The following is a 14,575-nucleotide window of genomic DNA, read 5'->3' as shown; positions in this document are numbered from 1 at the left end:
GACCGCGGCCGTCCCACGGCGCCCTCGCACGCCCTTTTCCGCACCACTTCTTCCGGCCGGAGCCTTCAGGTTCCACTCCGCATGACCTTGGAGGTTCCCACCCCATGACCACGTACGTCTGGAACTACCTCACCGAGTACGAGAACGAGCGCAAGGACATCCTCGACGCGGTCGAGACGGTCTTCGACTCCGGGCAGCTGGTGCTCGGCGCCAGTGTGCGCGGCTTCGAGGAGGAGTTCGCGGCCTACCACGGCCTCCGCCACTGCGCGGGCGTGGACAACGGCACCAACGCCATCAAGCTGGCGCTGCAGGCCGTCGGCGTCGGCCCCGGTGACGAGGTGATCACGGTGTCCAACACCGCGGCCCCCACCGTCCTCGCCATCGACGGCACCGGCGCCACCCCGGTCTTCGTCGACGTCAGGGCCGAGGACTTCCTGATGGACACCGACCAGGTCGCCGCCGCGATCACCCCCCGCACCAAGGCCCTGCTGCCGGTCCACCTGTACGGGCAGTGCGTCGACATGGCCCCCCTCAAGGCCCTCGCCGAGCAGCACGGGCTGGCGATCGTCGAGGACTGCGCCCAGGCGCACGGCGCCCGTCACCACGGCCGGCTCGCCGGCACCATGGGCGACGTCGCCGCCTTCTCCTTCTACCCCACCAAGGTGCTTGGCGCCTACGGCGACGGCGGCGGTGTCGTCACCGACAGCGAGGAGGTCGACGCCGCCCTGCGCCGACTGCGCTACTACGGCATGGAGAAGGTCTACTACGTCGTCCAGACCCCCGGCCACAACAGCCGCCTGGACGAGGTGCAGGCCGAGATCCTGCGCCGCAAGCTGACCCGCCTCGACGCCTACGTCGACGGCCGGCGCGCCGTCGCACGCCGCTACGAGGAGGGCCTGGGCGACCTCACCGACCTGAAGCTGCCCACCACCAACGACGGCAACGAGCACGTCTATTACGTCTACGTGGTGCGCCACCCCCGGCGCGACGAGATCATCGAGCGCCTCAAGGCGTACGACATCTCGCTGAACATCAGCTACCCGTGGCCGGTGCACACCATGACCGGCTTCGCCCACCTCGGGTACGCCAAGGGATCCCTGCCGGTCACCGAGGCGCTCGCCGAGGAGATCTTCTCCCTGCCCATGTACCCCTCGCTGCCCCTGGACGTCCAGGACAAGGTGATCGCCGCGCTGCGCGACGTCCTGTCCACCCTGTCCTGAACCACCCTCTGAGGAGCAATCTCCGATGAAAGCACTGGTGCTGTCCGGGGGCATGGGCCTCCGCCTGCGGCCCTTCAGCCATTCCCGGCCCAAGCAGCTGATCCCGCTGGCCAACAAGCCCGTCCTGGTCCATGTGATCGAGGAGCTGCGGGCCATGGACGTCACCGACATCGGCATCGTGGTGGGCGACCGTCCGGAGAAGATCGCCGATCTCCTCGGCGACGGCTCCGAACTGGGGGTCGAGCTCACCTACATCCCCCAGGAGGCCCCGTGCGGTCTCGCCCACTGCGTGGCCATCGCCCGGGACTTCCTGGCCGATGACGACTTCGTGATGTACCTGGGGGACAACGTCCTCACCTCGGGCGTCGCGGACATCGCCGCGGAGTTCCGGAACAACCGGCCCGCCGCCGAGCTGGTGGTGCACAAGGTGGCCGACCCGCGGGCGTTCGGCGTCGCCGAGGTCGACGCCGAGGGCCGGGTGCTCAGGCTCGTGGAGAAGCCGGAACACCCCGTCAGCGACCTGGCCGTGGTCGGCGTCTACTTCTTCACGCCCGCCATCCACGAGGCCGTCGCCGCGATCGAGGCCAGCGCCCGCGGCGAACTGGAGATCACCGACGCCATCCAGTGGCTGGTGGCCCAGGGGGAGGAGGTCACCGCCCGTACCTACCAGGGCTTCTGGAAGGACGCCGGGCGGATCGACGACGTGCTGGCGTGCAACCGCGAGCTCCTGGACCGGCTGAAGCCGTCCGTGGCCGGCGAGGTCGACGCCGACAGCGAGCTGATCGGCGCCGTGGTGATCGAGGAGGGCGCGCGGGTCGTGCGCTCCCGGATCGTCGGCCCGGCCGTGGTGGGCGCCGGGGCACTGGTGGAGGACAGCTCCGTCGGCCCGCACACCGCCATCGGCCGCGACTGCCTGCTGAGCGGTGCGGGCGTCAGCGACACGATCGTGCTGGAGGGCGCCAGCCTGCGCGACGTCGGCCCGGTGCACGCCTCCGTCATCGGGCGCGAGGCCAGCGTCGGACGGTCCGCCGCGGCCGACGGCCCGCACCGGCTCATCGTGGGCGACCACAGCCGGATCGAGGTGGCCGCATGAGGATCCTGGTCACCGGGGGTGCCGGATTCATCGGCTCCGCCTACGTCCGCACCCTGCTCGACGGCGGCTACCGCGGCTACGAGCAGGCGCGCGTGACCGTGCTCGACAAGCTCACCTACGCCGGCAACCGCGACAACCTCCCCGCCCGCCACGAGCGGCTGGAGTTCGTCCACGGCGACATCTGCGACCTGCCGCTGCTCCTTGAGCTGCTCCCCGGCCACGACGCCGTGGTGCACTTCGCGGCCGAGTCGCACGTGGACCGCTCCATCGACGACCCGACCGCCTTCATGACGACCAACGTCACCGGCACCCAGGTGCTGCTGGAGGCATGCCTGCGCACGGGCGTGCAGCGAGTGGTGCACATCTCCACCGACGAGGTGTACGGCTCCATCTCCAGCGGCTCGTGGACCGAGCAGTGGCCGCTGGCGCCCAACTCGCCGTACGCGGCGTCCAAGGCGGGCGGCGACCTGATCGCACGGGCCTACTGGCGCACCCACGGTCTGGACGTGTCCATCACCCGCTGCTCCAACAACTACGGGCCGTACCAGCACCCGGAGAAGCTGATACCGCTGTTCGCCACCAACCTGCTCGCGGGCGAGTCGGTGCCGCTGTACGGCGACGGCTCCAACATCCGCGAGTGGCTGCACGTGACCGACCACTGCGCCGCGATCCAGCTGGTCCTCGCCGACGGCCGGGCCGGCGAGGTCTACAACGTCGGCGGCGGCAACGAGCGGACCAACCGGCAGATCGCCGAAGCCCTGTTGGAGCTGTGCGACGCACCCGCGGCGCTGCTGCGGCAGGTCACCGACCGCAAGGGCCACGACCTGCGCTACGCCCTGGACGACAGCAAGATCAGGGAGGAACTCGGGTACGCCCCCGCGGTGTCCTTCGAGAGCGGGCTCGCCGACACCGTGGCGTGGTACCGGGACAACCCCGGCTGGTGGAAGCCCCTGAAGGAGCGGACGGGGGACGCCGTATGACCACGGTGCTCGGGCCCGAGGCGCTGCGCCCGGCCGACGACCCCGCGCTGCCCGGACGGCTCATGGCCTCGGCACGGGCCCGCGACGGTGGGCTGCTGCCGACCGAGGAGTTCGACGCATGGCTCGAAGGGCGGCGCCGGGCACACCCCTTCCGGGTCGAACGCGTGCCGTTCGAGGAAGCCGACGGCTGGAGCTTCGCGCCCGGCACCGGCAGCCTCGTCCACTCCAGCGGCCGCTTCTTCAGCGTCGACGGGCTCCGGGTGGCCTCGGCCGAGGGCCCCTACGAGAAGTGGGACCAGCCCATCATCCGGCAGCCGGAAGTCGGCATCCTGGGCATCCTGGTCAAGGACTTCGGCGGGGTGCCGCACTTCCTGATGCAGGCCAAGATGGAGCCGGGCAATCCGAACCTGCTCCAGCTCTCGCCGACGGTGCAGGCCACGCGCAGCAACTACACGCGGGTGCACCGCGGTTCGGCGGTCCGCTACATCGAGCACTTCGTCGGTCCCGGCCGCGGCCGGGTGATCGCCGATGTGCTCCAGTCGGAGCACGGCGCCTGGTTCTACCACAAGAACAACCGCAACATGCTCGTGGAGACCGACGAGGACGTGCCGCTGGGCGACGACTTCCAGTGGCTCACGCTGGGCCAGCTCAGCGAACTGCTGGGCCGGGACAACGTGGTCAACATGGACGCGCGGACGGTGCTGTCCTGCCTGACCCCCTTCCTGCCCCGCGAGGGGGGCGGCGAGGGAGCGCTGCACCCCAGCCCGGAGCTCCAGAGCTGGTTCACCGGGCAGCGCAGCGACCAGGACATCGAGGTGTCCAGGATCCCGCTGCGCGACACGGAGGGCTGGCATCGCGACGCCGAGCAGATCGCGCGTCCGGACGGCCGCTTCTTCCGCGTGGTGGCCGTCTCGGTCCAGGCCGGGAGCCGCGAGGTGGCGCGCTGGAGCCAGCCGCTGTTCGAGCCAACGGGACCGGGCGTGGTCGCCTTCGTGGTGCGGGAGTTCGGCGGAGTGACGCATGTGCTGATGCGGGCCCGTGCCGAGCCCGGCTTCCGGCAGACGGTGGAGCTGGGGCCGACGGTGCAGTGCGTGCCGGAGAACCACACCGTCGAACCGCCGCTGCTGGACTACGTGCTCGCCGCGGACCGCTCCCGGATCCGCTACGACGCGGTGCACTCGGAGGAGGGCGGACGGTTCCTGAACGCGGTGTCGCGGCACCTGGTGGTCGAGGTGGACGACGACCATCCGGTGCAACCGCCCGCGGACTGCGCGTGGTTCACGATGACGCAGCTGGGCGAGCTGCTCCGGCACGGCAACTACCTGAGTGTGCAGGCACGTACGCTGCTCGCCTGCATGAACACCCTGCCGCGCCGGTAGCTCAGCCGGAGGTGTCGTCCCGGTGCAGCGCACCGTCCCGTTCCGTGTAGCCCTCGCCCGTCTCCGGGCAGCGGAACCTGCCCTCGCCCTGGTCCTCCAGCGGTACTCCGGCGCGTCCGACCCAGCCGATGCGGCGGGCCGGCACTCCGGCGACCAGGGCGTGGTCGGGGACGTCCCGGGTGACCACCGCACCGGCCGCGACGGTGGCCCAGCTGCCGATGGTCACCGGGGCCACGCAGACCGCACGAGCGCCTATGGAGGCACCGTGATGGACCGTCACACCGACGGGCGTCCAGTCCTCGGCACGCTTGTGCCGCCCGTCGGGCGTGACGGCGCGCGGGTGGGTGTCGTTGGTGAACACCGCGGCGGGGCCGATGAATACGCCGTCCGCGACCTGTGCGGGCTCGTAGACCAGGGCGTGGTTCTGGACCTTGCAGTCGTCGCCGAGCGTCACTCCGGGGCCGATGTAGACGCCGCGTCCGATGTTGCAGTTCCGTCCCACCGAGGCGTGCTCGCGGATAGCGGACAGGCCCCATACCGATGTTCCGTCGCCGACCAACGCTTTGCCGTCCACCTCCGCGTCGGGGTGAATGTACGAAGCCAACGTTCCTCCTCAACTCGGGAGCGCCAGAGCGTACCCGCCCATGGTTTGTGATTGACATCACAGGGGGGTGCGGTTTGCTGAGGGGGCTTGTAAATGATCACTGAGGGTAAGGGTGTCACTGTGCTGGTGGGTGTGGAATTCGGGGTGTGGCCGCTCTTGTCGTCGGTGTGTCGGTCACGGTCTGTGGTCGATTTCGTTGCATGGTCGCAGCGGCCGTCGTCCGGGCGTTCGCGCCGCTTCCGTCAGCCCTTGACACGAAGGTCTTACTACTATTTAGCTGGGCGATAGTCGCCGACGTATTCGGGCACGGGGGAACATTTTCTGGAGACGGGGCAGGGGTTTCACTACGGGGTCTGATCCGGCCTTCCGTATGCGTAAAATCCTTTCGTGGTGCCGCGCCGAAGTCTATTTCTCTCTTTCTTCCAAGCGACCGTATCGAAAGGATTCCGGAATGCGGGTTGAGGATGTCTACATCGACTCGATCGGGACGTACCTGCCCACCTGGGTGGCCACTGAGGACGCTCCGGGCATCGGCGAGTACCAGCTCGGCGAGTTCACCGCCGCCGGCCTCGTCGGGACGTATGTCGCCGGTGATGAACCCGCCGTTGACATGGCAGTTCGCGCGGCGCGCAACGCCATCGAGAGGTCGGCGACCGACCTCGCCGCGATCGACGCGCACGTTCACGGCAGCGTCTACTACCAGGTTCCCGAAGGGGCCTACGCGCCTGGTTACATCCTCCGTGAACTGGGCGCCGGCAACATTCCCTCCTTCGACGTCCACCAGGGCTGCAACGGACTCCTGGGTGCCCTCGAGGTGGGAATCGGACAGCTGACCGGTGCGGCCCGCCGGAAGAATGTGCTGCTGACCACCGCGTCGAACTTCACCACCCCGCTCTTCAACCGGTGGAACGACTTCGGCACGTCGTCCATCTACTCCGACGGCGCCGCGGCCGCAGTGGCGAGCAGCACCGGTGGATTCGCGAAGGTGCGCTCCCTGAACTCCGGCACCCTGCATGAGATCGAGAAGTGGCACCGCGGCGACGAATCGCTTCTCCCGCCGCGCGGAGAAGCCGCGAAGCATTTCAACATGGGTGAGCGGTCGCAGCATTTCGTCGACCATGTGATGGATTTCCCGCAGCTTTTCCAGACTTTCTTCAAATTTGATCTGGAAGTCATCAACCAGTCACTTTCCGATGCCGATGTGACCGCTGCCGACATATCCAAGGTCATCACCATCAACGTCGACAGCCGCATGGTCGACCAGGCCCTTCTGCGGCCCCTGGGAATTCCCGCCGAGCGGCTGTGCGCGGAGTACGGGAAGAAGGTCGGCCACTCCGGCGGCGCGGACATCTTCCTGACCCTGGACCACCTGGCCCGGACCGGTGAGCTGCGGCCCGGCGACAACATCCTCATGACCTCCCAGGGCCCCGGCTGGATCTGCTCCGCCACCGTCCTCACGGTCACGGACCTCCCCTCCTGGGGCGAGGCGTGATGGGGACGGAGCACAAGGACGTCGCCGAGACGGTCAAGGCCATCGTCGTCGCCGAGGCCCGCGCCGACCTCGCACCGGCCCAACTGCCCGACGACGAGCCGCTCGACGGCGAGCGGCTGAAGGTCAGCTCCATGGGGCTGCTGGGCATCCTGACGCGGTTGGAGGACGAGTTCGGCGCGGCGATGCCGGACGACCTCTTCACCGGCCGCAGCCTGAAGACGGTTCAGGACCTCGTCGACCTGGTGAACGAGGGTTCCGAGGGGGCCCGATGACCGAGCGCGCCCCCGGCAGCCCGTCCGCCGACGCCGGTGCTCCCGCCCTCGCCGGACCCACCGCCGTGTCCGGGGCTCCGGCCGTGCCCGAACCCGCCGTCCACGCCGAGCTGTTGGACTGCCTTCAGGTCAACCTCGCCCTGCTCGCCGACCGTCACCACGGCGCCGGCACGCACCTCAGGCTGGGCGCGCGGCCGCGCTTCGCGCCCCGTCAGGGAGAGGGCGCCCTGCCGAGCACCGAGCCCACCCTCGCCGAACACCTCGCGGACGCCGAGGACCTGCTGGGCCTGGTGGTCACCGACCACCGCCGGCGCGTGCCCGGAGCGGAACTCGCGTCCGTGACCGAGGCCGTCTACGTGGTCGCCGACGCCTACTACCTGCCCTGGGTGCCGTACCACGGCACCAAGCACGTCGAGCACAGCTTCCTCGTCGGACCCGACGGCGACGGGCTCGCCGTCGAGGACGCGTACCACAACGACACCCAGTGGGGCCGGGCCCGCCCGCAGCGGCTGCGCTACGGACGCGAAGAGCTGGCGGACCTCGTGGACTCCCTGCCCGAGGGCGCCGAAGTGGTGTGGCTCGGTCCCAAGCCGCCGGGCCCCGCGCCCGAACCGGTGGCGCCGGGCGCCGGGGACGCCGCGGACCACGCGCGGCGGTGCGAGGAGTACGTACGGCACTTCACCGAACACCCCGACCGCGTCGAGGCGTTGGACCGCTTCACCCTGGAGACCTGGCTGCTGGCCCGCGCCCGTCGCCTGCACGCGCGGTACCGCTTCGGCGACGCGGAGCTCCCGCCGGCGGTCGCCGAGCACCTGGCCCGCTGGGACGGCGTCGTGGAGCACGCCTACCTGGCCTACCGGCGGGTCGCCCGCGGCCGTGCCGAACCGCCCGAGCTGCTCGCCAGGGCCGCGGACGCGCTCCGCGCCGACGCCGAACTCCTCGCCGCCGCCCCGGGCCCGGCGCCCTCGGCGGGGCTCGGCGACGGCGACGAAGCGCAGGCGCTCCACGCCGCCGTGCGCGCCACCGTCGCCGCCGTCCTCGGCACGACGGCGGAACACCTGCCCGACGACGACCTCACCGCACTGCCGGCGTTCACCTCGCTGCGCATGGTCGAGATCGTCGAGCAGCTGGAGACCGCGTACGAGGTGGAGTTCGCCGCCTCCGACCTGGTGCCCGAAAAGCTGCACCGCCTCGCCGACCTCACCGAACTGGTGCGCCGCGCCCAGCGCGACGCCTAGCCGAAACCTCCCTTGCGAAAGGCGCCAGACCTCCCGTGGACCCGCGATTCATCGAACTGCTCACCCCGTTCCTCCCGTACCTCCATGACCGCCCCCTCACGGACGAGACCCCGCTGCGTACCTACGGCCTCGACTCCATGCAGGCCATCGAGCTGATGTTCGCGGTGGAGGACACCTTCGGCGTCCAGCTGCCGGACGAACTGCTCACCGAGGAGACCTTCAGCACCGCGGGCAAGCTGTGGAACGCCGTCCACTCCGCGACGGGAGAACAGTCCGGTTCGGCGGTGGACGCCTGATGACCGCCGTCGTGTCGGCTCCCCAGGGCGTGCGTCCTGAGCTGGCCGAGGCCGTCGAACAGGTCAGGGCCCTGGCGGAGAAGCACGCGGACGCCACGGACGAGGCGGCCGAGTTCCCGGTCGCCGTCCTGGACGAGCTGCGCACCACCGGACTCCTCGGGCTCATGGTGCCCAAGGAGCACGGCGGACTCGGCGGCAGCCTGGACGACATGCTCGACGTCAGCATGGCCCTCGGCCGGGCCGACATGTCGGTGGCGATGATCTTCTCGATGCACTGCCAGCAGGTGGCGGGCATCGTCGACCACGCCGACGAGCGGCTGGCCGGTGAGCTGCTGCCGCGGATCGCCGCCGGCCGTGCCTACCTCGCGTCGGTGACCACCGAGGCCGGCAAGGGCGGTCACCTGCTGACGGCGGAGGCCGAACTCACCGCGGAGCCGGGCTGGCTGGACATCGACCGGTTCGCGCCGATCGTGACCGGCGGGATGTACGCCGACGGGTTCCTCGTCACCATGCGCAGCCCCGAGTCCCGGTCGCCCAACGAGGTCTCCCTGGTCTACGCGCACCGCGACCAGCTCGACATCAAGCCGTCGGGGGAGTGGAACCCGCTCGGCATGCGGGCCAGCCACAGCACCGCGCTCCACCTCACCGGCCGGGTGCCGGAGCATCAGGTGATCGGCGAGCACGGCCAGTTCCGCCACATCGTCCTCGACACCTTCGGTCCCCTGGCGCACCTGGGCTGGGCGGCGAGCTGGCTGGGCACCGCGAGCGGCGCCCTGTCCCGGGTGCTGCACATGCTGCGCAGCCCCGCCGGGCGCAAGAGCGCCGACCTCGGCTCCGAGCTGCTGCTGACCCGGCTGTCCCGGGCCCGCCAGCGCCTGGACACCGTGCACGCCCTGATGCGGCACACCGCCGCCACGTACCTCCAGGTGCGGGCGGACGGCGACGACCTGTCCCGTCCGCGCTACCAGCTCCAGATCAACGCGCTGAAGATCACCGCGTCGGAGGAGTGCCACCGGGCCGTCGAGGACCTGATCGACGCGGTCGGGCTGCGCCACGGCTACCTCAAGGGCGGCCCCACGGGCCTGGAGCGCTCGCTGCGCGACCTGCGGTCGGCCGCCCTGAACTACAACAACGACCGGCTCCACCAAGCGGGGGGCAAGCTCGCCCTGCTCGACGCGGAGGTCCGCCTTGTCTGACGTGCTCGTCGGGCTGCCAGCCGAGGCCGGAGCCAGGGAGGCCCTCGCCGCCCTGGCCGAGGCGGGCCTGCTCACCGAGCTCTACGGCGAGCGGCCCACCGGCCGGCTCGACCCGCTGACGCTGCGCCGGCTGCTCGCCGCGGCCGACGCCCGCGGCCCTCAGGGGCTGGTCCTGGCGCTGCTGGTGCAGCTGGCCACGGCCGTGCCGCTGCTCGCCGAGAACGCCACCACCCCGCTGGCGGAGCGGACGCTGGCCGAGGCGGCCGACGGCACGACGCTGCTGGCGCTCGCCGCCACCGACGAGGCGGCGGGCTCGGACCTCGCCGGGCTCTCCACCACCGTCGAGCTCGGCGACGGCAGCGGCGACCTGGTCGTGGACGGGACCAAGCGCTGGGTGACCTCCGCGCTGTCCGCCGACTACGCCCTGGTGCTCGCCCGCCACCGCCCCGGACGGCACTTCACCTCCTTCACCTGGGTGCTGGTGCCGCTGGCCGCACCCGGCGTCACCGTGGAAGCAGCCGACACCGCGCTGTTCCAGGGCTCCGGGGTCGGCCATGTCCACTTCTCGCGGGTGACCCTCTCCCGCGACCACCTGCTGGGGCGCCCCGGCCGCGCGCTGGCCATGTTCGCCCGGCACATCTCCGTCGAGCGGCTGGCCTCGGCCGCCTGGGCCATCGCGCTGTGCCGCAGGGTGCTCGCCGACACCGAACGGCGCCTGCGCGCACGGCTGGTGGACGAGGTCCCGCTGAACCGCTCGGCGAGCGTGCGCCAGCGACTGGCCGAGTGCGCCGTCCACATCAGCGCCCTCCACGCACTGTGGACGACCTCGTCCGCCGCGATCGCCACCGACCGCGATGCCACCGCCGCCGCGGTACTGAAGGCCGCCTCGGGCGCCACCGTCGAACGGGTGCTCGCCACCTGCGCCCAACTCCAGGGCGCCGACGGCTTCGGCCGCGGGGGAGTGCAGGAACTCCGCGCGGAGGCAGCCGTCTTCGGCATCGGCGGCGGCACCACGGAGACCGTCCTGGACACGGTCGCCGACCGGCTCGACGCCGTACTGAACGGTCTTGCGCCATGACCGGTACGCCCTCCGAACCCCTCCAGGCCGCCCCCGGCGTCTACGTCGCCACGCAGACGGGCGAGCCCGACCCCGGACTGCTCACCGCGCACGACCGGGCCGGCGCCGCGCGGCTGCCCGCCTGGCGGGCCCGCCACCGTCTGCTCGGCCGGTCCGCCCTGCGCCGCGTGCTGGCCGCGCGGTTCCCCGAGGCCGCCGCCGCGGACGTGGTCCACGGGCACCACGGCAGGCCCGAGCTGGCGGGCTGGCCGCGGATCGGCATCAGCGTCTCCCACGACCAGGACACCGGCGCGGCCTGCGCCGCCCGGGGCCACGCGGTCGGCGTCGACGTCCAGTACCCGCCCGACCGCCTCTCCGACTCCCTGCTGCGCCGCTGCCTGGGCGACCACGCCGCGGCGCTCGACCCGATGCCGCGACGCTCGCGTGCCACCGAGTTCGCCTGGGTGTGGACCGTCCAGGAATCCTGCGTCAAGGCCGCGGGCACCGGGATGTCCGGCCGCCCCTGGACCATCGGGGTGCCCCCCTTCACCCGACGCGGGACCTGGGACGGCTACCGCTGGGTCAGTCTTCGCGAGCAGTCCCCCTTACCACTGAGCTGCGCGTTCGCCGAACTGCCCGCAGCACCAACCCATCAGGAGGCCCCGTGAGCGAGCCCATGGAGCTGAGCTGCTACACCGCGAGCCTGGTGGCCTACCTCGAAGCGGGAAACCCGGGCATCGCCCGGGACCTCGCGGCCGCGGTCCGGCTGTCGGTCCGCGTCGACCCGCCGGAGGGCGGCCTGGCCTTCTCGCACCACACCCGTGTGGACCGCGACGGCGCCGGCCGCGCCCTGGCGTACCGGGGCGCCCCCGACTGGAGCGAGGCGAAGGCCGCGCTGGCAGCCGAGATCGACCGGCACGGCCGGGTCCTGGTCGTCGGCAACACCCGCCACCTGGCCTGGTCCCCCGCCTACGAGCGCGGTGAGACCCCGCACTGGCTGCTGGTGGAGCGCGACGCGGACGGCATGTGGACCGTCCGCGACGACTTCGCGGCCCTGACCCCGCACGGCGAACAGGCCCCCTACTCCGGCCGGTTCGACGACGAGGGGCTGCGCCGCCTGGCCACGCCGTTGGGGGAGATCACCCCCGAGGCCGCCAACCGCGACCGCTACGCACTGGGCCTGCCCGTCGAACTGCCCTCGGCGACCGGCTACCGCTGGCTGGTCCGCACCGACGCGGACGCCGACGCGGACGCCGAGCAGGGCACCTGGGTGCACGGCACGGCCCCCGCGCTGCGCCGCGTCGCCGAGCTGCTGTGCGCGGACGACGCCGCGCTGGCCCGGCACGCGGACGACATATGGACGGCCTCCCGCCACCAGCGGCACCGCCTGGCGCTGCTGCCCACCGCCGGGGACAAGGAGTCCGTGGCCGTGGCCGAGGCCGCCGCCGCATGGGGCGAACTGCCCCGTGCCGTGCGGTTCGCCATCGCGTCCGCCGAGCGCGGCCGTCCCCGGCGCGCCCTGGTCGAGAAGGCGTTCACCGCGGTACTCGACGCGGTCGAGCGCCTGGAGGACACGAAAGGCGGCACCACCCATGACGGCTGACGGCACGCCCCGCCACCTGTACCAGTGGTTCGCCGAGACGGCGCGGCGCCACCCCGACGCGGTCGCCCTGGAGGTGGCGGGCGAGTCCCGCACCTACGCGGACCTCGACGCCCTCTCCGGTCAGCTGGCGGCGGCACTGCTCGCCGCCGCCGGTGCCACCCCGCCGGCCCGCGTGGGCCTGCTGGCCGCCCGTAACCTCACCGCGTACGCGGGCTACCTCGCCGCCCAGCGGATCGGCGCCACGGTGGTGCCCCTCAACCCGGCCTTCCCGGCCGCGCGCAACGCCGCCGTCACCGCCGCGGCGGGGCTCGACCTGGTGCTGGCCCAGCCCGACGGCGCCGATGCCGAACTGCCCGTGCCGGTCTGCGCGCTCGACGCGGCCGACCCGGCGTTCGCGGCCGGGGGCGCCGAGGTGCCCCCGCCGGCCGATCCGGACCCGGCGGACGTCGCGTACATCCTCTTCACCTCCGGATCGACCGGTACGCCCAAGGGCGTGCCGATCCGGCACCGCAACGTCGGCGCCTATCTGGACCATGTGATTCCGCGGTACGGGCTGGGCGTCGGATCCCGCCTTTCGCAGACCTTCGACCTCACCTTCGACCTGTCGGTATTCGACCTCTTCGCGGCCTGGGGCTCGGGCGCCACCCTCGTCGTCCCCGAGGCCAGCGACGTGCTGGCACCGGTCCGGTACGTCAACTGCGCCCGGCTCACCCACTGGTTCTCCGTACCGTCGGTGATCTCCTTCGCGATGCGGCTGCGCGGGCTTGCTCCCGACTCCATGCCGACCCTGCGCTGGAGCCTGTTCTGCGGAGAGCCGCTGACCGCCGCCCAGGCCGCGGCATGGGCCGCGGCCGCCTCCGGCAGCGTGCTGGAGAACCTGTACGGGCCCACCGAACTCACCCTCAGCTGCACCCAGTACCGGCTGCCCGACGGCGCCGGACCCGGGGAGGAGGCGGGGGAGACCGTGCCCATCGGGGACCTCTACCCCGGCCTGGAGCAACTGGTCGTCGACGAGGACGGCCGCCCCGCGGCGGAGGGCGAGCTGTGCGTCCGAGGCGTCCAGCGGTTCCCCGGCTATCTGGCGCCCGAGGACAACGCGGGCCGCTTCCTGCGCTACGACGGTGAGCGGGCCACGGTGGTCGGTGAACCGGCGCCGCCGGACGAGCGGCTCTGGTACCGCACCGGGGACCGGGTCCGTACCGACGAACGCGGCCTGGTCCATCTGGGCCGGCTCGACCAGCAGGTCAAGGTGCGCGGCTACCGGGTCGAACTCGGCGAGATCGAGACGGTGCTGCGCGCCCAGCCCGGGGTGCGCGACGCGGTCGTGGTGGCGATCCCCAAGCCCCGGGGCGACAGCGCTCTCGCCGCCGCCTGCACGGGCGAGGACTGCGACCCCGAGCGGCTGCTCGCGGCGGTGCGCGCCGCCCTGCCCTCGTACATGGTGCCGGACGTGCTCACTCCGCTCGACCGCTTCCCGCTCAACGCCAACGGCAAGATCGACCGCCGGGCCCTCGCCCAGGCCCTCGCGCCGGCGAACGGGGCCGTGCGATGAACGGGGACGGTGCCCCGGTCCTCCCCGGCCCGGCCCTCCAGGAGCCGGTCTCCCGCGAGGACTTCAAGGAGGCCATGACGCGGTTCGCCACCTGCGTGACGGTGGTGACCGCCAGCACGTCGGGCACCCCCGTCGGCTGCACGGTGACCGCCGTGTTCTCCCTCACGGACGACCCGCCCACCATGGCCGTGTCCCTGCGCACCGCGAGCCGGACGCTGCGCGACATCCGCGCCGCCGGGACCTTCGCGGTCAACGTCCTGCCGTGGCACCGGCGGGAGTTGGCGCAGCGGTTCGCCACCGCCGACCCCGCGGTGCGGTTCGACGGCGTCGGCCATGTGCTGCGGGACGGCGCTCCGGTGCTCACCGACGCCGAGGCCGTGGTGGTGTGCCGCACCGCGCAGGAAGTGCCGCTCCTGGACCACACCCTGCTGGTCGGCACGGTGCTGAGCGCCGAGACCGCGGCCGACGGGCAGCCGTTCGTGCTCTACCAGCGGGACGCGCACCGGCTCGGAGCGCACTGACGAAGGCACCCCGACCACCCGTCCCCGCCCCCGACATCCCTTCCCGACACCCTCACAGTGAGAGAGCACGTT

At 72.0% G+C, this 14,575-nt stretch carries 15 protein-coding genes; 14 read left to right on the top strand and 1 reads right to left on the bottom strand.

Translation table 11 applies throughout. The annotated features are described in order from the left end of the window. Positions 1-104 precede the first annotated feature (104 nt). Genes AB0L89_RS10405 through AB0L89_RS10390 form a run of 4 tightly spaced genes read left to right on the top strand, consistent with a single transcriptional unit; the run spans position 105 to position 4,672 of the window. Positions 105-1,220 (top strand): DegT/DnrJ/EryC1/StrS family aminotransferase, encoded by a 1,116-nt coding sequence (locus AB0L89_RS10405; RefSeq protein ID WP_365137467.1) that lies wholly within the window; start codon positions 105-107, stop codon positions 1,218-1,220. 25 nt (positions 1,221-1,245) lie between these two features. Continuing rightward, positions 1,246-2,313 (top strand): glucose-1-phosphate thymidylyltransferase, encoded by a 1,068-nt coding sequence (locus tag AB0L89_RS10400; protein WP_365137464.1) that lies wholly within the window; start codon positions 1,246-1,248, stop codon positions 2,311-2,313. Further along, positions 2,310-3,293: a dTDP-glucose 4,6-dehydratase gene (rfbB, locus tag AB0L89_RS10395; protein ID WP_365137461.1), complete on the top strand. Its 984-nt coding sequence runs from the start codon at positions 2,310-2,312 to the stop codon at positions 3,291-3,293. Before AB0L89_RS10400 ends, rfbB begins: the two co-directional genes overlap by 4 nt. Continuing rightward, positions 3,290-4,672, top strand: a complete 1,383-nt coding sequence (locus AB0L89_RS10390) for an NDP-hexose 2,3-dehydratase family protein (protein ID WP_365137458.1) — start codon at positions 3,290-3,292, stop codon at positions 4,670-4,672. Before rfbB ends, AB0L89_RS10390 begins: the two co-directional genes overlap by 4 nt. A gap of 1 nt (position 4,673) precedes the next feature. On the opposite strand, the gene AB0L89_RS10385 is transcribed toward AB0L89_RS10390, so the two are convergent. Beyond that, positions 4,674-5,276, bottom strand: a complete 603-nt coding sequence (locus AB0L89_RS10385) for an acyltransferase (protein WP_365137455.1) — start codon at positions 5,274-5,276, stop codon at positions 4,674-4,676. Between the two features lie 451 nt (positions 5,277-5,727). On the opposite strand from AB0L89_RS10385, the gene AB0L89_RS10380 reads away from it, so the two are divergent. From AB0L89_RS10380 to AB0L89_RS10335, 10 genes are read left to right on the top strand one after another with little or no spacing between them, the layout of a single operon-like run. Continuing rightward, the gene (locus AB0L89_RS10380; RefSeq protein ID WP_365137452.1) at positions 5,728-6,768 is read left to right on the top strand and encodes a ketoacyl-ACP synthase III family protein; all 1,041 of its coding nucleotides are present in this window, start codon (positions 5,728-5,730) and stop codon (positions 6,766-6,768) included. After that, the gene (locus AB0L89_RS10375; RefSeq protein ID WP_365137449.1) at positions 6,768-7,040 is read left to right on the top strand and encodes an acyl carrier protein; all 273 of its coding nucleotides are present in this window, start codon (positions 6,768-6,770) and stop codon (positions 7,038-7,040) included. Before AB0L89_RS10380 ends, AB0L89_RS10375 begins: the two co-directional genes overlap by 1 nt. Further along, the gene (locus AB0L89_RS10370; protein ID WP_365137446.1) at positions 7,037-8,278 is read left to right on the top strand and encodes a phosphopantetheine-binding protein; all 1,242 of its coding nucleotides are present in this window, start codon (positions 7,037-7,039) and stop codon (positions 8,276-8,278) included. Before AB0L89_RS10375 ends, AB0L89_RS10370 begins: the two co-directional genes overlap by 4 nt. A 35-nt stretch (positions 8,279-8,313) precedes the next feature. Continuing rightward, the gene (locus tag AB0L89_RS10365; RefSeq protein ID WP_365137443.1) at positions 8,314-8,574 is read left to right on the top strand and encodes an acyl carrier protein; all 261 of its coding nucleotides are present in this window, start codon (positions 8,314-8,316) and stop codon (positions 8,572-8,574) included. Next, positions 8,574-9,770, top strand: a complete 1,197-nt coding sequence (locus AB0L89_RS10360) for an acyl-CoA dehydrogenase family protein (protein ID WP_365137440.1) — start codon at positions 8,574-8,576, stop codon at positions 9,768-9,770. The genes AB0L89_RS10365 and AB0L89_RS10360 overlap by 1 nt, the downstream gene beginning before the upstream one ends. Position 9,771: 1 nt before the next feature. Next, the gene (locus AB0L89_RS10355; RefSeq protein WP_365138546.1) at positions 9,772-10,848 is read left to right on the top strand and encodes an acyl-CoA dehydrogenase family protein; all 1,077 of its coding nucleotides are present in this window, start codon (positions 9,772-9,774) and stop codon (positions 10,846-10,848) included. After that, the gene (locus AB0L89_RS10350; protein ID WP_365137437.1) at positions 10,845-11,495 is read left to right on the top strand and encodes a 4'-phosphopantetheinyl transferase superfamily protein; all 651 of its coding nucleotides are present in this window, start codon (positions 10,845-10,847) and stop codon (positions 11,493-11,495) included. The genes AB0L89_RS10355 and AB0L89_RS10350 overlap by 4 nt, the downstream gene beginning before the upstream one ends. Then, on the top strand, positions 11,492-12,430 hold the full coding sequence (locus AB0L89_RS10345; RefSeq protein ID WP_365137434.1) for a hypothetical protein: 939 nt from the start codon (positions 11,492-11,494) through the stop codon (positions 12,428-12,430). The genes AB0L89_RS10350 and AB0L89_RS10345 overlap by 4 nt, the downstream gene beginning before the upstream one ends. Next, entirely contained in the window at positions 12,420-13,982 is a 1,563-nt protein-coding gene (locus AB0L89_RS10340; RefSeq protein WP_365137431.1) for an amino acid adenylation domain-containing protein, read from the top strand. Before AB0L89_RS10345 ends, AB0L89_RS10340 begins: the two co-directional genes overlap by 11 nt. Continuing rightward, positions 13,979-14,503 carry a flavin reductase family protein gene (locus tag AB0L89_RS10335; RefSeq protein ID WP_365137428.1) on the top strand — a complete coding sequence of 175 codons (525 nt, stop codon included), beginning with the start codon at positions 13,979-13,981 and terminating at the stop codon, positions 14,501-14,503. The genes AB0L89_RS10340 and AB0L89_RS10335 overlap by 4 nt, the downstream gene beginning before the upstream one ends. The last annotated feature ends 72 nt before the right edge of the window (positions 14,504-14,575 follow it).

The organism is Streptomyces sp. NPDC052114, from assembly GCF_040680155.1.
Lineage (GTDB): Bacteria > Actinomycetota > Actinomycetes > Streptomycetales > Streptomycetaceae > Streptomyces.
The sequence above is the reverse complement of the archived record's forward strand: the minus strand, read 5'-3'. Positions and strand labels throughout refer to the sequence as shown.